Source organism: Amycolatopsis sp. w19 (assembly GCF_051373225.1).
In the GTDB taxonomy this organism is placed as follows: Bacteria; Actinomycetota; Actinomycetes; order Mycobacteriales; family Pseudonocardiaceae; genus Amycolatopsis; species Amycolatopsis japonica.
Map to the genome: position 1 here is coordinate 361,301 of NZ_JBPQFM010000004.1, position 17,692 is coordinate 378,992.

Annotated in this window: 18 protein-coding genes, 1 tRNA gene and 1 pseudogene; 12 read left to right on the top strand and 8 right to left on the bottom strand. The window is 67.8% G+C overall.

Annotated features, from left to right (window positions below):
- Positions 1-89 precede the first annotated feature (89 nt).
- The gene (locus ACSMFO_RS12375) at positions 90-1,253 is read right to left on the bottom strand and encodes an FAD-dependent monooxygenase (RefSeq protein WP_436458707.1); all 1,164 of its coding nucleotides are present in this window, start codon (positions 1,251-1,253) and stop codon (positions 90-92) included.
- Between the two features lie 58 nt (positions 1,254-1,311).
- The gene (locus tag ACSMFO_RS12380; protein ID WP_436458709.1) at positions 1,312-2,457 is read right to left on the bottom strand and encodes a CaiB/BaiF CoA transferase family protein; all 1,146 of its coding nucleotides are present in this window, start codon (positions 2,455-2,457) and stop codon (positions 1,312-1,314) included.
- Between the two features lie 137 nt (positions 2,458-2,594).
- Here ACSMFO_RS12380 and ACSMFO_RS12385 point away from each other — a divergent pair, with 137 nt between their 5' ends.
- Positions 2,595-3,413 (top strand): NAD(P)H-binding protein, encoded by an 819-nt coding sequence (locus ACSMFO_RS12385; RefSeq protein ID WP_436458711.1) that lies wholly within the window; start codon positions 2,595-2,597, stop codon positions 3,411-3,413.
- Between the two features lie 9 nt (positions 3,414-3,422).
- On the opposite strand, the gene ACSMFO_RS12390 is transcribed toward ACSMFO_RS12385, so the two are convergent.
- The gene (locus tag ACSMFO_RS12390) at positions 3,423-3,860 is read right to left on the bottom strand and encodes a DUF5994 family protein (RefSeq protein ID WP_436458712.1); all 438 of its coding nucleotides are present in this window, start codon (positions 3,858-3,860) and stop codon (positions 3,423-3,425) included.
- Between the two features lie 149 nt (positions 3,861-4,009).
- On the opposite strand from ACSMFO_RS12390, the gene ACSMFO_RS12395 reads away from it, so the two are divergent.
- From ACSMFO_RS12395 to ACSMFO_RS12425, 7 genes are all read left to right on the top strand, one after another.
- On the top strand, positions 4,010-5,158 hold the full coding sequence (locus ACSMFO_RS12395) for a N(5)-(carboxyethyl)ornithine synthase (protein ID WP_436458714.1): 1,149 nt from the start codon (positions 4,010-4,012) through the stop codon (positions 5,156-5,158).
- Between the two features lie 56 nt (positions 5,159-5,214).
- Entirely contained in the window at positions 5,215-5,484 is a 270-nt protein-coding gene (locus tag ACSMFO_RS12400; RefSeq protein WP_360082891.1) for a hypothetical protein, read from the top strand.
- Between the two features lie 9 nt (positions 5,485-5,493).
- Positions 5,494-6,885: a sensor histidine kinase gene (locus ACSMFO_RS12405; RefSeq protein WP_436458716.1), complete on the top strand. Its 1,392-nt coding sequence runs from the start codon at positions 5,494-5,496 to the stop codon at positions 6,883-6,885.
- Positions 6,882-7,544: a response regulator transcription factor gene (locus ACSMFO_RS12410; protein WP_436458718.1), complete on the top strand. Its 663-nt coding sequence runs from the start codon at positions 6,882-6,884 to the stop codon at positions 7,542-7,544. The genes ACSMFO_RS12405 and ACSMFO_RS12410 overlap by 4 nt, the downstream gene beginning before the upstream one ends.
- Positions 7,545-7,604: 60 nt before the next feature.
- Positions 7,605-8,189: a DUF4956 domain-containing protein gene (locus ACSMFO_RS12415; RefSeq protein ID WP_436458720.1), complete on the top strand. Its 585-nt coding sequence runs from the start codon at positions 7,605-7,607 to the stop codon at positions 8,187-8,189.
- A 29-nt stretch (positions 8,190-8,218) separates the two neighbouring features.
- On the top strand, positions 8,219-8,950 hold the full coding sequence (locus ACSMFO_RS12420) for a polyphosphate polymerase domain-containing protein (RefSeq protein ID WP_436458722.1): 732 nt from the start codon (positions 8,219-8,221) through the stop codon (positions 8,948-8,950).
- An 82-nt stretch (positions 8,951-9,032) separates the two neighbouring features.
- Positions 9,033-9,332: a hypothetical protein gene (locus ACSMFO_RS12425; RefSeq protein ID WP_378412623.1), complete on the top strand. Its 300-nt coding sequence runs from the start codon at positions 9,033-9,035 to the stop codon at positions 9,330-9,332.
- A gap of 24 nt (positions 9,333-9,356) precedes the next feature.
- On the opposite strand, the gene ACSMFO_RS12430 is transcribed toward ACSMFO_RS12425, so the two are convergent.
- Complete coding sequence (locus ACSMFO_RS12430) at positions 9,357-9,503, bottom strand: hypothetical protein (RefSeq protein WP_167551719.1); 147 nt, start codon at positions 9,501-9,503, stop codon at positions 9,357-9,359.
- A 222-nt stretch (positions 9,504-9,725) separates the two neighbouring features.
- Here ACSMFO_RS12430 and ACSMFO_RS12435 point away from each other — a divergent pair.
- Positions 9,726-9,802: transfer RNA gene (locus ACSMFO_RS12435), tRNA-Ile, on the top strand.
- Positions 9,803-10,014: 212 nt separating this feature from the next.
- Here the strand turns inward: ACSMFO_RS12435 and ACSMFO_RS12440 are convergent.
- The 4 genes from ACSMFO_RS12440 to ACSMFO_RS12455 all read right to left on the bottom strand — a co-directional run bounded on the left by ACSMFO_RS12440 (position 10,015) and on the right by ACSMFO_RS12455 (position 13,721).
- Positions 10,015-10,809 (bottom strand): pentapeptide repeat-containing protein, encoded by a 795-nt coding sequence (locus tag ACSMFO_RS12440; RefSeq protein ID WP_436458724.1) that lies wholly within the window; start codon positions 10,807-10,809, stop codon positions 10,015-10,017.
- A gap of 33 nt (positions 10,810-10,842) precedes the next feature.
- Positions 10,843-11,058, bottom strand: a complete 216-nt coding sequence (locus ACSMFO_RS12445; protein ID WP_436458726.1) for a hypothetical protein — start codon at positions 11,056-11,058, stop codon at positions 10,843-10,845.
- Between the two features lie 1,024 nt (positions 11,059-12,082).
- On the bottom strand, positions 12,083-12,661 hold the full coding sequence (locus ACSMFO_RS12450; RefSeq protein WP_436458727.1) for an SMI1/KNR4 family protein: 579 nt from the start codon (positions 12,659-12,661) through the stop codon (positions 12,083-12,085).
- 82 nt (positions 12,662-12,743) lie between these two features.
- Entirely contained in the window at positions 12,744-13,721 is a 978-nt protein-coding gene (locus ACSMFO_RS12455; protein ID WP_436458729.1) for a hypothetical protein, read from the bottom strand.
- A gap of 2 nt (positions 13,722-13,723) precedes the next feature.
- Here ACSMFO_RS12455 and ligD point away from each other — a divergent pair.
- The 3 genes and pseudogenes from ligD to ACSMFO_RS12470 form a co-directional block, all read left to right on the top strand.
- Positions 13,724-15,235: pseudogene (gene ligD, locus ACSMFO_RS12460) on the top strand (non-homologous end-joining DNA ligase); the annotation flags it as partial.
- Between the two features lie 237 nt (positions 15,236-15,472).
- On the top strand, positions 15,473-16,609 hold the full coding sequence (locus ACSMFO_RS12465) for a ribosomal protein L7/L12 (RefSeq protein ID WP_436458731.1): 1,137 nt from the start codon (positions 15,473-15,475) through the stop codon (positions 16,607-16,609).
- Positions 16,610-16,908: 299 nt separating this feature from the next.
- Positions 16,909-17,445: a hypothetical protein gene (locus ACSMFO_RS12470; protein WP_436458733.1), complete on the top strand. Its 537-nt coding sequence runs from the start codon at positions 16,909-16,911 to the stop codon at positions 17,443-17,445.
- Positions 17,446-17,692 lie beyond the last annotated feature (247 nt).

The following is a 17,692-nucleotide window of genomic DNA, read 5'->3' on the forward strand; positions in this document are numbered from 1 at the left end:
GTAAGACACCGCTTCCCCGGAAACGTCACGCGGGAAACCCGATCCAGCCGACCACGGCTCGGCGGATCGCGCACGCCGAAGCCGGGTGGTCAGCCCTGCCGGGCGAGCGCGGGGTACTCGTCGAGGGTGATGTCGGTGGCGAACTTGTCGGTCACCCACAGCATCCCGCGCAGCAGGAACCGGCGCTTGAACATCTGGTCGCGCAGCTTGATCCGCAGGGTGGTCGGCGGTGCGAGGAACGGCCCGGCGTTGGCGTTGCGGGCGATCTTGGCGTAGCCGAGGAACTTCTCGTCGTACCGGCGGAAGGCGAGTTCGTGGTCGCCGTCCGCCGCGGCGAGTTCGCCCGCGATGACGTACGCGGCCACGACGGCGAGCCCGGTGCCGAAGCCGCCCAGCGTGTTGCCGTACGCCGCGTCGCCGAGCAGCGCGACGCGTCCGGTGGAGTAGCCGTCCATCGTCACCCGGGCGATCGAGTCCAGGTAGACGTCGTCCGAGCGCTTCACCATCTCCATCAGCTCGGGCAGCCGCCAGCCACCGCCCTCGAACGCGGCGGCCAGGATCTCCTTCTGCCGGCCGGTGTCGTACCGGTCGTAGCTGATTTCCGGCGAGGCGAACACGAAGAACGCGGTCGCCTTGGGCCCGCCGGTGGCGGCCATGCGGCCGGGTTCGTTGTACATCACGGCCGGGCCGCCGTCGGTTTCGCCGGTCTCGACCAGGGCGTAGTAGTGGCCGAGGTGCTGCACGTAGCCGGCTTCCGGGCCGAACGCCAGCCGTCGCACGGTCGAGTGGATGCCGTCGGCGCCGAAGACGAGGTCGAACCGCCTCGGGGCTTCGCGCTCGAAGGTGACGTCGACGCCGTCGGGGGTCTCGGTCAGCGAAGTGATCGAGTCGCCGAAGACGTACTCGCAGTCCGCCGAGGTCCGGTCGTACAGGATCCGGGCCAGATCGCCGCGCCGGATCTCGACGTCGCCGCCGGTGAACTCACCGGGCAGGACGGCGAGCGGCCGCCCCTCGGCGTCGACGATGGTCTGGTCGAGCCCGCCGGTCTGCTGCCGCCGGATCTCGTCGAGGATGCCCATCCGCTCGAGCACGGCCCGATGCGTGGCGCCCTTGAAGTCGACCGCCTGACCGCCGCCGCGGAGTTCCGGCGACCGTTCGACGACGGTGACCGCGTAGCCCTGGCGGGAGAGCCAGAAGGCGAGCGCGGGACCGGCGATGCTGGCGCCGGAGATGAGGACTGTCTTGTTCGTCATGGCAGGAGCTTCACCGCCGGCGTTGACGAAGCACTGACGGTCCGCTGACCGCTCCTCGTCAGCTCCAGCCGGGCAGGGGAAGGGTGAGTTGCCCAGGGGCGTCCGGCGGCGCCGTCTCGTAGCGCGGCGGTGTCGCCGACAGCCCGATCGGGTTGCGGGTCAGCCGCACGGAGGTGCCGTCGGGCCGCGGGAGATCGACCGTCGGGTTCAGGCCGAGCCGTTCGGCCAGCGCGAACGCGCCCGCGACGTCGTTGACCTCGCCGGCGGGAACGCCCGCCGCGCTCAGCTCCGCCGCCCACTCGGCCGCGGGACGCTTGCCCAAGTGGTCTTCGAGCAGCGCGCGGAGCCCGGCCCGGTGCGCGACCCGCGCCGGATTGGTCGCGAACCGGCTGTCTTCCGCGAGTTCCGGCAGGCCGATGACCTCGCACAGCGCCGCGAACTGCCGGTCGTTGCCGACGGCGAGCGCGAGTTCGTGATCGGCGCAGGGGACGAGTTCGTACGGGGCGATGCTGGGATGCCGGTTGCCCATCCGCGCCGGGACCGTCCCGCCGGAGGTGTAGGCGCTGCCCTGGTTGACCAGGGCGGCGAGCAGGCTGGACAGCAGGTCGATCTCGACGCGCTGTCCCTGCCCGGTGCGGTCGCGGTGGCGCAGGGCGGCGAGGATGCCGACGCTCGCGAACAGCCCGGCCAGGACGTCGACGAGCGCGACGCCGACCTTCTGCGGCTCGCCCGCCGGGTCGCCGGTGATGCTCATCAGCCCGCCCACGGCCTGGATGAGCAGGTCGTAACCGGGCAGTGCGGCGCCACCGCCCGAGCCGAAACCCGTGACGGAGCAGAGGACGAGGCCGGGGTTCGCCGCCAGCAGCACCTCCGGCCCGAGGCCGAGCCGCTCCATCACGCCCGGCCGGAAGTTCTCGACCACGACGTCGGCCTCCAGCGCGAGCGCGCGGGCCCGGGCGAGGTCGTCCGGATTCCCGAGGTCCAGCGCCACACTCGTCTTGTTCCGGTTCACCGACTGGAAGTACGTCGCCTGACCGGCCGCGTCGTAGGGCGGGCCCCAGCTGCGGGTGTCGTCGCCGGTGCCCGGCCGCTCGACCTTGATCACCGTCGCGCCGAGGTCGGCCAGCAGCATGGTGGCGAACGGGCCGGCGAGCACCCGCGAGAAGTCGAGGACGCGAAGCGGGCCGAGTGCGGTTTCGGACATGTGCCCGACCCTAAGCGGACCTTCGCGTCTTCGAAGTTGTGATCGCGCTCACGAACCCAATACTTTCCCCTAGGTACCTACTATCTCCAGGAAGGTAGCTTCGGTCGCGTCAACGCAACGTGATTCGAGGAGAGACCATGATCGTGGTGACCGGAGCGACCGGGAACGTGGGACGGCTGCTGGTGGAAACCCTTGCCGCGGCGGGAGAAGAGGTGACGGCGGTGTCACGCCGGATCTCGGCGGCGGACGTGCCCGACGGCGTGCGGACCGTGCGGGCCGACCTCGCCAGGTCCGACGGATTGAAGCAGGTCTTCGACGGCGCGGATCGGATTTTCCTGTTGACCTCGGGGGAATTCATGGCGGCGGGCGGTGACGTCGCGGAAATCGTCGCGGCGGCCGGGGGAGCGGGGATCGTTCTCCTGTCTTCCCAAGGTGTCGGGTCCGGGCGGCACGCGCCCGCGTTCGAAGAGGCGGTCAAAGCGTCGAGTCCTGAGTGGACGATGCTGCGGCCGGGTGGTTTCGCGTCGAACGCCTTCCAGTGGGCGCCGGCGATCCGGGCCGACCGAGTGGTCGCCGCTCCGTTCGGCGACATCGCCTTGCCCGTCATCGACCCGGCGGACATCGCCGACGTCGCGGCGGCCGTGCTGCGCGAACCCGGCCACCACGGCCGGACCTACGTGCTCACCGGCCCCGAGCCGATCTCGCCCCGTCGGCAGGCGGCGGACCTCGGCGAGGCACTGGGCGAGCCGCTGCGGTTCACCGAACTGAGCGAGGACGAGGCCCGCGCCGCGATGTCGGAGTTCATGCCGCCGGTGGTCGTCGAGGCCACGCTCTCGATCCTCGGCGCACCCACCGAGGACGAACTGCGGGTCAGCCCCGACGTCGAAAAGGTCCTCGGCCGGCCGGGGCGCACGTTCGCCGAATGGGCGGCGCGGAACGCGGCGGCGTTCAAGTGACCAGTGCCGTCACCTCGCGGCGAGCAGGGTCTCGATGTCGCCGACGCTGTCCCGGTGCGCCGCGGTCATGAGCAGGTGGTGAGCGAGGTCCGGTTCGGTCTCCGGCGGGATGACCAGCAAGGTCAGCCGCCGCCTGCCCGCGGTGCCGATCACCGTCAGGGTGTCGGTGTGCTGCGAGCGGAATCCTTCGAGCCGGACCTTGCCGCTTTCGACCACGAGACGGCGGGGAGCGGGAGGCCAGGCCGTGAGGTTGTAGGTCACCCGCTCGATACGCTCCAGCTGGACGGCCAGAACCACCAACAGGAACGGCAATTCGGTGGCGAGGTCACGGGAGGCGGGCCACCACGCGCCGTCGACGTAGCCGGTCGCGGGCGCCTTGGGCTTGAGGCGCAGGCGGGCGACGTGCTTCGGATGGTCGAGGGTGTTCGTGTGCGGGACCGTCTTCATGGCGGTGCTCCGTCCCAGGCCGAACGGCCGGATGGGGCCGAGGACGACGCGGGCTCGAACGCTCGCGCGCGAAATGCTCTCGGACACCACCGAGCCTACGCCGTCGCGGCCCTTTGTGCTTAGACTGAGGTCTAATTAAGGGGCCCCACGTGGACCAGCTCACTCTCGGCGTCATTTCCCGCTCGCGCAAAGAAAACGAGCGGCGGCTTCCGATCCATCCGCGCCACCTCGAACGGATCGAACCGGAGCTCCGGCGAAGCATCTACCTCGAAGAAGGCTACGGCGACCGCTTCGGCATCCCGGACGAGGAACTCGCGCCACTCGTCGCCGGCCTTCGCACCCGCGAGCGGCTCATCGCGGACTGCGACGTCATCCTCCTGGCCAAACCGCTGGCCGGTGACCTGGCCGACCTGCGGCCGGGGCAGATCCTGTGGGGCTGGCCGCACTGCGTCCAGGACGACAAGCTCACCCAGCTGGCCATCGATCGGAGGCTGACGCTCATCGCCTTCGAAGCGATGAACCACTGGCGCCGTGACGGTTCCTTCAATCTGCACGTGTTCCACAAGAACAACGAGCTGGCCGGCTATTGCTCGGTGCTGCACGCGCTTCAGCTGATCGGTTCGACGGGCGACTACGGGCGTCGTCTCCGCGCGGTCGTGATCGGCTTCGGCGCGACGGCGCGCGGTTCGGTGACGGCGTTGAACGCGCACGGGATCCACGACGTGCACGTCCTCACCCATCGCGGCGTCACCGCCGTCGGGTCGCCGATCCACTCGGCGAACATCGTGCATCTCGACCACGATCTGAAGGGCCCGGCGGACCTCCGCCGCAGTCACGCGATCACCGAGGACGGCCGCGTGCCGCTGGCGGATTTCCTCGCCGGGCACGACATCGTCGTCAACTGCGTACTGCAGGACACGAAGGCGCCGTTGACGTTCCTCGACGAGGAAGACCTCGCCGCGTTCCGGCACGGCAGCCTCATCGTCGACGTTTCGTGCGACGAGGCCATGGGGTTCAGCTGGGCCAAGCCGACGACGTTCACGGAACCGACCTTCCAGGTCGGCGGCCTCACCTACTACGCCGTCGACCACAGCCCGTCCTATCTGTGGGACTCGGCGACCTGGGAGATCAGCGGTGCCCTCCTGCCGCATCTGAAGCAGGTGCTGGCGGGGCGGTCCGCGTGGGCCGCCGATCCGACGCTCGACCGGGCGATCGAGATCAGCGAGGGCACGATCCGGAATCCGGACATCCTGGCCTTCCAGCATCGGTCACCGGAGTATCCGCACACGCACGGATGAGAAAGTTCTCATCGAGCCCTCATCGGCGGCTCACCCGGTCCGGGCAACCTGGGGGTATGCGAGTCCGAATCATCGTCCTGGCCGGGGTCGCCGCCGTCGTGGTGGCGGCCACCGGCACGTTCGCCGTCATCGCGGCCACCGCGGTCTCGCCGCCCGATCTCGGCCCCGCCGTGGTCGCCCCCGCGGGCCGGGCGGTCTCCGGACCGGGGGAATCGGGCGCCCCGCCCGCCGTCGTCCCGCCCCGGCTGGCCGGGCACGACGACGACGTCGATGATGGTGAAGACCATGACGGTGACGACCATTTCGACTTCGACCTCGACGACTGAGCGGGGCCGATGAGCGCCCGCGCCCGGATCCTCGCGTGGGTCCTGCTGGTCGTACTGCTCGCGCTCGCCGGTTCGCTGCTGGCGACCCGGACCGTCCTGCACAACCAGCTGGACCAGCGCCTCGACAACGAGATCGCGCACGAGACCGGCAAACTCCGCGCCTTCCTGGCGTCGCCGGACGCGCGCCCGGCCGGGCAGCCCGCCACCGTCGAGGCGGTCCTCGGCCGCCACTTGGAACGGAATCTGCCCGAGAAGTACGAGACGTTCTTCTCGATCAGCGACGGTGCCGCGTCGAGGCGGAGCGCGATCGAGCCGCCGGTCCGCCTCGACACGGACCCGAAATTCGTCTCCGAGCTCTCCAGAGCCACTAGCCCGGCGTACGGCACGGTCACCACCGCGGTCGGGTCCGCGCGCTACGGTGTCGTCCCGGTGACCATCGAGGGCTCGCCGGGCCGCGGCGCGCTGGTGATCGTCGAGTTCGTCGACCATGCCGCGGGCGAGATCAACGACGTCGTCGGCGTGATGGCCGCGATGTCGGGGGCGGCGCTGGTGCTGGCCGGGGTGATCGGCTGGCTGGTCGCCGGCCGCATCCTCGCGCCGGTCCGGGAGGTGCGCCTGGCCGCCGAGCAGATCGGCGAAACCGACCTTTCCCGCCGGATCGAGGTCCGGGGCTCGGATGACGTCGCCGCGCTCGGGCGCACCTTCAACACGATGCTGGACCGGCTCGAAAGCGCCTTCGCCGGGCAGCGCGACTTCATCGACGACGCCGGGCACGAACTGCGCACACCGATCACGGTCGTCCGCGGCCATATCGAGCTGATGGGCGAAGATCCCGAGGAGAACGCGGAGACGCGGCGGCTGGTCCTCGACGAACTCGGGCGGATGCAACGGATCGTGGACGATCTGCTGGTGCTCGCCAAATCCGGCAACCCCGGCTTCCTCGCACCCGGTGAGACCGACCTCGCCGATCTCACCGTCGAGACCCTGGCCAAATCCCGTCCGCTGGCCGACCGCGTCTGGCGGCTCGACGCGGTGGCCGAGGTGAAGGTCCGCGCGGACGGGCAACGGCTCGCGCAGGCCCTGCTGCAGCTGGTTTCCAACGCCGTCCGGCACACTTCGCCCGGCGAGGAGATCGCCCTCGGCTCCGAGGTGACGGCGACGACGGCGCGGCTCTGGGTCCGTGACACCGGCGAGGGTGTCCCGCCGGATTCGAGGAGCCGGATCTTCGAACGGTTCAAACGCGGCAGCAACTCCAGCGGCGACGACGGAGCCGGGCTCGGCCTGGCGATCGTCGCCGCGATCGCCGAAGCGCACGGCGGCCGGGTGCTGCTCGACACCGTGCCCGGCGAAGGAGCGACGTTCACCATGGAGATCCCCGTCGCGGAAGGTGCGGACCGGTGACCAGTGTGCTCGTGGTGGAGGATTCAGCCAGGATCGGCGCCTTCGTCGAGAAAGGCCTGCGGGCGCAGGGTTTCGCCACCCGCTGGGTCAAGACCGGCTCCGAAGGCCTGACCGAGGCGTTGACCGGCGCGCACGACCTCGTCGTCCTCGACCTCGGTCTCCCGGACCTCGACGGCTCGGATCTGCTGCGGGCCCTGCGCGCGGCGGGCCGGACGGTGCCGGTGATCATCCTGACCGCGCGGGACAGTGTCGTCGACCGGGTCGCCGGGCTGTCCGGCGGCGCCGACGACTACCTGGCGAAACCCTTCGCCTTCGAGGAACTGCTGGCGCGGATCCGGTTGCGGCTACGGGGAAATCCCGAATCCGAGCCGGCGGTGCTGCGGGCCGGGAACCTCGCCCTCGACCTGCGCACACGGCGGGTTTCGGTGGCGGGGGAGGAGAAGGACCTCACCGCCCGCGAGTTCGCGCTGCTGGAGACGTTGCTGCGCAACCGTGGCCAGGTGCTGTCCCGCGAGCAACTGCTCGGCGGGGTCTGGGGATTCGATTTCGATCCGGGCTCGAACGTGGTGGACGTCTACATCCGTTACCTGCGCGGGAAGATCGGCGCCGAGCGGATCGAAACCGTGCGGGGGATGGGCTACCGGCTAGGTGAGTCCTGATGAGACGGTTCTCATCGCGCTCTCACGACGGTCTCTTTCTCGGGCCGCACAGTGGTTTCCATGACCACGACACTGCTTCATCTCACCGTCGACCTCGTCGCCGCCGTGATCCTCGCCTACGGCATCTACGCCCGTCGCCATCATCGCGGTGACCTCGCCTGTGCCTATCTCGCGCTGAACGTCGGCGTCTGCGTTTCGGTCGCCGTGTTGCTGTCCGTGTCGACCGCGAGCGCGCTCGGGCTCGGGCTTTTCGGGGTACTGTCGATCATCCGGCTGCGGTCCGATTCGATCAGCCAGCAGGAGGTCGCGTACTACTTCGTCGCGCTGGTGCTCGGCCTGGTGAACGGGCTGCCGTCCGCGGACTGGCGGATCGTCGCCGTCTTCAATGTGCTGTTGCTCGCCGTCATGTACGTGGCCGACCACCCGTCGCGCACTCGCGGCCCGCAGCGGCGGACGGTCGTGCTCGACACCGTGTATCCCGACGAGCAGACGATGCTGATGGAGCTGCGCGGGCGGCTCGGCGGAACGGTCGTACGGCACAGTGTGTCCGAAGTGGACTATGTCCGCGAGGTCACCGTCGTCGACGTCCGGTTCCGGCCGGACACCGCCGCCGTCGTCCACGGCGCTCCGGCAGGGCACCGGTGAGCGGGCGCGGGACGGCCACCGTCGCCGCGGTGGCGAAGAGGCTTCCTTCGCTGTCGCTGGCCGAAGTCGTCGCCACGAGCGGGCTGATGAGCCGGACGGACCGCAAGTACGTCCTGTCGCTCAACGACTTCCTGGCCGTCACCGACGTGCTGTCGCTCCGCTGCCTGGAAATCGACGGGCAACGGGTGTTCGGCTACTCGTCGACCTATTTCGACACGCCGGATCTGGCGATCTTCCGCGCGCACCGGCAGGATCGCCGTCGCCGGTTCAAGATCCGCACGCGGACCTACACCGACTCGGCCGACACCTACTGCGAGCTCAAGGTCAGCGGACGGCGCGACGAAACGGTCAAGGTCCGCCGCCCGCATCCGGCCGAGGCGGCGCATGGCCTGACCACGCCCGCGCTGACGTTTCTGGACGACGCCCTCACCGCCGCCTACGGCCGCCCCGCGCCCCGGCCGCTGCTCCCGGCGCTGGTCACCGACTACCGGCGGACCACCCTCGTCACCGCCGACACGCGGATCACCTGCGACACGTCACTGGTCTGGCGCTCCGGCCCGCGGAACCTGGCGGCGGGGGACGACCTGGTGCTGCTGGAGGTGAAGTCGGCTTCCGAGCGCAACAGCGTCACCGAAGCGCTGGCGAAACTGCGGATCCGGGAGCAGTCGGTGAGCAAGTACTGCGCGGGCCTCGTGGCGCTGGGGCTGGCGACCGGCGGGAACCGATGGCGACCGGCGCTGCGGCGGCTCGGGGTGGCGTAACGATCGCGACGCGTCCGCCGGGACGTCCGGCGCCGTCGGCCCGTCGCCGGCGCCGAGCGTGCAGGCCGCGGAGACGTCGTGCGTGACCGACGGCGCCGGGATGTGCACCGTGCAGCACGCGCTGGGCGCGGTCCCGGCGGTGGTGGTCGTCTCGGCGAACACGCCGGGACAGTTCAACGCGTACATGCTGAACACGGTGCAGGGTTCGTACACGGCGACCACGTTCAAGGTGCGGGCGATGTTCGATCAGACCACGCCGAAGGTGGGCGGGGCGATCTGGTTCAGCTATGCGGCCTATGGCGCACCGATCGTTCAACCGACCAGTTCGCGGTTGTTCCCGCCGGCGACCACACCTACAACACCTGAGTCGCCAGGCCGTTGACCGTCCAAAATGGACCGTAATCGACTACCGGGGCCGGTCGTCCAGCTCGTCGGACAGGATCGCGTCGATCCGGAGGCCGGCTCGCCGCAGTACCCGGATGCTCGCCCTCAGTGACAACACGATGCCGATGACGACCACGACACCGAGCCCGATGGCGACCGGATTCGCCACGAGCGCCTCCCTGCCCGATGGGCCCGGACGGCGTGCCGCCCGGCGCTGGTCCCTGAAACCTAGACGAGCTGGCTTTGCCCCGCGCCGGAAACCAGCTGATCGGCCTAGGCGATCGGGGCAGGTGAACGCTGTGATAGCTTGGAGCGAACTGGGACTTCTGTGCGTTCGCAAACCCGCTGTTCGGGCGGGGACGGCTCCCGCGGAGGTGTCAGGGCACCGTTGGGGCCGGTAGCTCAGTTGGTTAGAGCAGGGGACTCATAATCCCTTGGCCGTCGGTTCGAGCCCGACCCGGCCCACCACATCGACATCGCCGCAGACCTGCTGGGATGTTGGCCGTTCGGCGGCAATTTCGCCTCGGCGTTGATCGCGACTGGGCTCCGTTGTGTCTCCGTTTGCTCCGGTGTGCCGATAGTTGGAGAAAGTGCTCTGCGGAGCCGGTTGGTGGCGTAGCAGCCCCAGCATTCGAATCTGCAGCCGGACCACAAGCTGATCTCACAGCCGTCGAGCCACTTCAAGAGGCCAAGCCGAAGCGCGAAGCGAGCTGGAGGGGCTGGCCTCTGCAGCTCGAGTCCGAACGTTGCCGGAGCAACGCTGACGCCCGCGACGTGGGCGACCGGCTCAATGTCTTTACGCCGCCTGACACCGAGGAGACACCGGCGTTCCGCATTGCCGGTGTTCGGAAAACCATCGTCTTCCGAAGACCACCTTGGGGGCTAGGCCAGAGCGCTTCCAATGCCGGTGCCTGCTTCTGGAGGATGAAAGGGTCAGCCACTTTCGTTGCTCTGTCGAACACGCCATTGGTGAAAGTCGCCCTGCGGAACCAAGCGTCGCCGGTGAAATTCGCGTCGCCAAACACGTCAAAGCCGGTGAAGGTTGCCCGGTCGAACGACGTGGCGCTGCCGAAGAACGTCGCCTCGTCGAAGCAGACGATTCCGAGGCGTGCGCTGGATAAGTCGAAGTTGATGAGTTGCGCACCGATGAGATCCAGGTCGAACAGGCTCCAGTAGGTGGCGTTGCACCTAGGAGTGAGGTGGGCCTTGAGTAGGCGTTGAGCCGTGGGCCGGACTTCCCGTTCCCGGACTTGTTCGCGGCGAAGCTCATGGCGATCAGCACTGGCATCATCGGCGACGCGTTTCTTGTGTGCCTCGGTGGCCGCTGCGACGTCTTGCTGGTGGGCGAGGGCGCGTTTGCGATTGCCGAGGTCGGCTTCGGTGGAGTGCTGACGACGCCACGCGAGGCACAGGGCGACCACGCCGCCGCTGCCGCTGCTGAGCCCGATCTTCAGTGCGTCCAGCCGTGCCTTCACCAGGTCCGAGCCGGTGAGTCCAGCGGTGGCTGGTCACCACAGCACGATCACCGCGCTTGTGATCAGGATGGTGATCCGAGGGCGGTCGTCCACGTTATGGCCGAGGTCAGCTCCTGCAGCTGTCTTCCTGTCGCGGATACCGGGGGTGCTGCTGGTCGTGGCCGCGTGTCGTCGGTCATGTCCTGGATCGTCGTGGAATCCGGTCAGGATGTTGCAACCCGAGGTGATCACCTGGGTGAAGCTGTCCACGGTTGTTGGCTGGCGCTGAGCCGGGTTCGATCGCGTCTGGGGTGTCGCGGTGGTGTTGATGCGCGTTTTCGCCGCGCTCGGGGGTGGCGGATGCGATCGTCCTGTTCAGATTTGGCCGCGACGTGCTAACACGATACGCCGTCGCCCAGTATCTCGTGCGCGAAAAGTGGCCCGGGCGGAACGCGAAACGTTCAAGCCGGGCCACTTCGTCGATGGGGTCTCCGGGCCAACGGACACCAGCCATGCTTCCCCGAGAGTCGACTGCATCCCACTGCGGCTGCTTCGACGGATCGGCCCTGCCTGCGCGGGGACGACGAGGGCAAGACCGCGTTCGCGGCCAACCCGGACGATCTGGCCCCGCCTGCGTGGGACGCCCCGGACGACGGCATCCTCCGTGGACCAACCCCGCCTGTGTGGGGACAACTTCGCTCACGAGCGGGGCGTCGACCACAAGACGGGGGCCAACCCCGCCTGAGTGAGGGTGACAGTAACTGACCTGGTTGTTTGAAGATCATACTGGCGAATTCCGTTCAGTCTGGTCGCCGTCGCGTGGGATCACAATCCTTGATCAGGTCCGGCTTGCCTGGGTTAGTTACTCCGTCAGGAACTAGGGGCGATTTAAAGGGCGTAATTGCATGTCGAACGAGGTCGACTGACGTCGACTGGGAGCATGGGCGATCGCAAACATCCCAGCTAGGTCGACTGAGGTCGACTCGAAAGGACTCGTACCAGTTGCCCGCTGATTAAGAGTGCCTGAGATCGCACTCGCAGCGTCCGAAGCCACAGCCGAACTTATCCCCAGGAATCTAACCAGACAGCCCGGCTCAGCTCCGGCCACTCCTGACTGGCATAGACAAAGCGTATAGCGGGGACGCGATACTAACGCGAAACGGGAAACGAGTTGGGGCCGGACACAACGTTGCGTCGTAGTGGCGAGGTCTCCGATCGATCGGGTCTTCTCGACCCGATCGATCGGAGACAGGAACCGTGGCCCGCATGACGGGCATGTGAAGTCAACCAGAGGCTAGGTTGCAGGGTAGTAGATCATCTGGTCTCCCACGAATCCGGTGAATCCTGCCGTGGTTTCAGCCATATCCCATTGCAGGATGTTGTCAGTGCCTGTGCTCACCATGATCTCGTGGATGACCTTCGACATCGGTCCCGGGTGTTCGTGCCAGTTGTCCCGGTCGTTGTAGGCGATTCGCCACGTGTCCGGGTCGGCCGAGTCGGTGATCCACCAGAACGTGCCACCCTCATCGTGGCTGGCCCATGGGTACAGCCCGCCAGGCTCGGGGAACAGCCGGTAGGACACATCCTTGAGATATCCGGTGTCCACGTCCGCGAAGATCCTGAGAAGCTGGTCATTGTCCCGCTTAACGTTCGCGAGTTCATCGGCACTTTGCGCCGGGTTGCCGACCTCGATGCTGTCCCGGTACGCACCGGACGGAAATCGGGTCAGCAGTGCCTTGTAGTCGCTGGGCAATGGTATGCCCAACTCACGCTCGACGGTCTGCCAGTCCAGCTCCGGTTGGAAGTCGCCGGGCCGCCAGCTGACGAGGCGGGCAACCTCGTCGACATAGGACTGTCGTGGTGGGTCTGTCATGCTTTCTCCGAATCGCGATCAGGCAGTCCTGAATGAGTCACATCGTTCCTTGACGGCGTTACCGGTGGGGACGTTGTGGATGCTAGCGAAGCAGTTCGCTCCGTTCGAGGAGATCGCCTCGATGAAGATCCACTCCGGCATGGCGGCCGTGTCGCTGGGGTATTGCACGTGGACCTCGTAGATGACCGAGACGTCCCTGGCCGGGTGCCGGTCCAACATGTCGCCGACGGCGTTCTCGACCGTTTTCACGTCTGACAGGTTGACCTCTCGGTACTGGGTCACGATGCCGCTCGCCGGGTTTCGCAGCGACCGACGGCTGACCCCGGTGCGCCTCTAGCTCCTTTTCCCGGACCTTCTGCTTGTCCACGACCGTGCACGCCGCCGCTGCGTGGAGCCCGGCTTTGGACTTGCATCCCTTGAGCTGTTTCAGCAGGTCGCGCAGGTTGTCGATGACGCGGCGTGCGGCCAGCTTGACGTCCTTGAAGGTCCGGATGCCCTTCACGATCCGTACTGTCGTACTGATGGCGTCCGGGATCTTGGAGATGAAGCGGGCGATCTTGAGGATGGGAAGCGCGTTGATGACGGTCATCACGCACGAGATGAAGTCACCCTCCATGAAGCATCGCTTCGCATCCGTGAAGCCGACCAGATCGAGGATGACCTGGCCACCCTCGGCAACGATGAGCCCGAGTAGGTCCTTGTTCGCCTCGGTGCGTGCCCTGTTGTACTCATCGACCCCCGCCTGGCCCTTCTCGGCGCGCAGGTCGTTCTCCTCGTCCGGGGTGAGCGCGGGAACTTCGCTGTCTTCGTTGATGGCCTCCTCGGCTTCCCGGCGGTCTTGTTCTTCGTCTGCCTTGCGGAGTTCCTCCTGAAGCTGAGCTAACTGGGCCTGGATAGCTTTGGCGTCCTCTTCGGCGTTTTTCGCTCTTGCTTCGATGTTGTCGGCGTACTTCTCGGCGTTCCTTGCGGCCGAGTCGGCGTCCTTGGCGTATTGGTCCGCGCGTGCGGCGGCCTGACGTGCTTCATCGGCGTCCCGTTCTGCCTGTTCGGCCGCCTTCACCGCCGCGGCATCTGCTCGATCACGTGAAAGCCAGTGGTCACGAGGGCTTGGTGGCGAAGCTCCGCACTGCCGCCTACACCCCCGGGCGCCGCAGCAACGCCTGGCTGAAACATCCGCTGATCCAGACGACCGAGGTGATCGTCTGCGGCTACCGGCCCGGGCAGGGACGGCTGGACGGACTGATGGGCGGGCTCCTGCTCGGTGCCCACGACCCGGACACCGGCGACCTGGTCTACATCGGTGACGTCGGCACCGGCTTCACCGAAGCCGAACGAGCCCGCTTGCAAGCCCGGCTCGACCCTCTCCGGCGCGAACGGCAACCGTTCGCGGTCGCCCCACCCCAGGCCGACGCCCGGCGAGCGCAGTGGGTGGAGCCGGAGCTGGTGGGTGAGGTGGTGTTCCGGCAGTTCACCCGCGGCGCCGGCCGCCTGCGGCACACCGCGTGGCGGGGCCTGCGCGACGACAAGGAGCCCGCCGACGTCCTGGCCCCGCAACGACGCGAGCCCGCCTCCGCCGAGGCTCGAGCGAAGGCACCTGCCCGAAAGACCACGCGTGAGCATGCACAAGGTGAACCGGTGGCCGAGGATCAGCCCACGGCTTCACCGGTGGTCGGGGCGAAGATCACTGTCCAGGCCGGTGACCGGAGACTCGTTCTGTCCAATTTGGACCAACCGTTGTATTCGGACGGGTTCACGAAGGGGGAGGTGATCAACTACTACTCGCGTATCGCGCCGGTGCTGCTGCCGCATCTGGCCGGGCGTCCGGTGACGTTCATCCGCTTCCCGGACGGTGTCGGCGGTGAACAGTTCTTCGAGAAGAACGTCCCGCACGGCGCGCCGTCGTGGCTGCAGACCGTCCGGATCGCTCGCAGCGGCACCCGCGGTTCGACAGAGCCGATCACGTACGCGTTGCTGGACGAACTCGCCGCGGTGGTGTGGGCGGCGAACATGGCCGCCCTCGAACTCCACGTTCCACAATGGACCATCGACGACGACGGCACGCAACGCCCGCCGGACCGGCTGGTGTTCGACCTCGACCCCGGGCCGGGAACCTCGATCGTGCACTGCTGCCGCGTCGCCGAACGACTGCACGACGCCCTGGCAGACGACGGGCTGACCTCGCTGGCGAAGACGTCCGGCTCGAAGGGCATGCAGCTCTACTGCGCGATCGCCACCGACGACCCTGCGGCGCCGTCAGCGTATGCCAAGAAACTCGCGCAACGGCTCGCCCCGGAGACGCCGGACCGGGTGACCGCGGTGATGGCCAAAGCCCAGCGGACGGGGCGGGTGTTCATCGACTGGTCGCAGAACAACCCCGCCAAGACCACTAGCGCCCCGTACTCGTTGCGCGGCCGCGACCACCCGACGGTGTCCACCCCGGTCACCTGGGACGAGGTCCGCGGCTGCCGCCGTCCGGCACAGCTGGTGTTCACCGCGGACGACGTCCTCGATCGCGTCGGCGAACACGGCGACCTCTTCGGCGACCTCAACGCCACGCGAGCGGCTCTCCCATAGCGCTCGACCGTCCGGGACGAACCCGTTGTCGCCAACCGGCGAAGGCGTGGAACGCGTCAAGAAGCGCGGTGAATGTTTCGCGGCGCAACACCTGACGGGAAATCAAGCCTCACAACAGGTCGAGGACTGGATCAGGGTGTGCCGCGAGGTGCGGTGGGAATCCCGACGAGGCTGTGTGACGGTGCGGAGTTCGTTGTTCCGATGCTGGGTCACCCGCAATCTTGTACCGTGATTTCGGTGGACGCGACACAGCCGCAGACCGAAGCAGTGCCCGGCCTGACCCTCGCCGACGGGCGTTACCGGCTCCTCAGGCAGTTGGGGCGCGGCGGCTACGGCCGCGTCTGGCTGGCCGACGACGCCGTTCTGGGGGTGCAGGTGGCCGTCAAGGAGGTCGCGGTCCCGCCAGGGGGCGCCGGGGTGACCGCCGAGATGATCGAACGGGCCTCGTGGGAGGCCCGCAACGCCGCTCGGCTGCGCGATCATCCCAACATCGTGACCGTGCACGACGTGCTCGTCGAGCGAGGTGTGCCGTGGACGGTCATGCAGTACATCCCCGGCCGGTCGCTGGCCGACGAGGTCGACCTCGCAGGGCCGGTTCCTGTCGCGACAGCCCAGCGCGTAGCGGCGGCGATGTTGTCGGCCCTGTCGGCGTGTCATGAAGCGGGAGTGATCCACCGCGACGTCAAGCCGCATAACATCATGCTCGCCGCGGACGGCACGCCGATGCTCACCGACTTCGGCATCGCGAAGGCCGCAGGGCAGACGACCATGACCGAGGACGGCATGGTGATCGGCTCGATCCCCTATCTCGCGCCCGAGCGAGCCAAAGGACACCCTGCGACGTCCGCCTCCGACCTGTTCTCGCTGGGGGTGACCATCTTTCACGTAGTGGAGGGGGTGTCGCCGTTCGACCGGGGGTCGGGGATGGCGACCCTGTCGGCGGTCCTGGTAGACGACCTGCCTGCCCCAGTCCGGTCCGGGCCGCTCACCGCAGTCATCCAGGGGCTCACGGTCAAGGATCCCGGCCTGCGGTTGACCGCCGCGCAGGCCACTGCGCTGCTGGCCGGACAGCGGTCAAGGCCGATGCCCGAGCAGGATGAATTCGACGTCGTCCTGGAGCACGCCGGCCGCAAGAAGATCCAGGTCATCAAGGTCGTTTACGAAGCGCTCGGCCTCGGGCTTGACCTGCGAGCAGCTAGGGACCTCGTCAACACGGTCCCCACGACACTGCTGAAGCAGGTCTCCCGGCGGACCGCCGACGAGGCCAAGCGGAAACTCGAGGCGGCCGGGGGCATCGTCAGCTTGACGCCCGAAGCCGGAGAACATGTAACGCCGGAACCGACCCGGGAATACACGCGGCGACCGCGTGCCTGACAATCCCATGAGCAAGCTCGCCGTCATCCGCCGGATCATGCACCCGCCCGGCTACGCGCCCGCGACGCCCTCAACCACAGCCTCCGACTGGACTGACCCCGACATGTGCGGGCACCTGGGCGCAACCTGAAGCCGAGTGCCCGAAACTCAGCCTCATGGGTGTGGATAGCAGGCTCGTGAACTGCGAAAAGGTCAGGGAGGCGATCTGCTGCGACAGGCGCAACCCAGCTAACTCTACCGGCGCAATGCGCATATTCGAGCGTGCGATAAAGCCCGGCTTGGACGTGCTATTCGACCATATGGTCGACAGACGCTGGGACGTTCCCGTGCTCGTCGAGCGAGGTGAGCCGTGGATGGTCGTGCGGTACGCCGAACGCGTCCGGCTCAAGAAACCCGCGATCGAGGCGCTGGCCACCGCCGGGGCGTTCACCAGCCTCGGCCCCGAGCGACGCCAAGCACTCTGGGCCGCCGGGGCCGCGGCCACCACCCGGCCCGAGCACCTCCCCGGCCTCGCGCCCGGCCTGGACGCACCGGCGCTACCGGGGATGACGCGGTTCGAGGTCACCGCCCGCCGACCTGTGGGCACCGGCATCTCACCCGGCTCCCACTCCGTCGAATACCTCCGGACCTGGCTCACCGAGCACGCCGCCATCAGCGCCGCCCAGCTCAGCCAGGCCGAGGACGGGGCGCGGGTGTGGATCGGGGAGCGGTCACTCACCGGCGGCGCCCCGCCACCGCGAGCAAGGCGTTGCTCGCCAGCAGCACCTTCCTACACCGGTGAAACAGTCCCGGGGAGACGAGGATGTTGGCCATGCCGGTCTCGTCCTCGAGGTTGAAGAAAGTGTGTTCCGAGGAATCGCTGAAGTTACCGAAGGATCGTCGACACTCGTCGCGGATCAGGGGCGCCCGTTGGATCTCCGGGGTTTAGCGTCGGGATCGCGTGATTTCCGATGACCGGAGCGAACCGGGAATGGCTTGTGGGGCCTCATTTCCGGTGGCTAAATCTCATTGATCTTGGCCAATATTGGCAAATATGCCATTGAGTTGAGATTGATCATCGCTGGGCCATCTGACTGGGCCTTG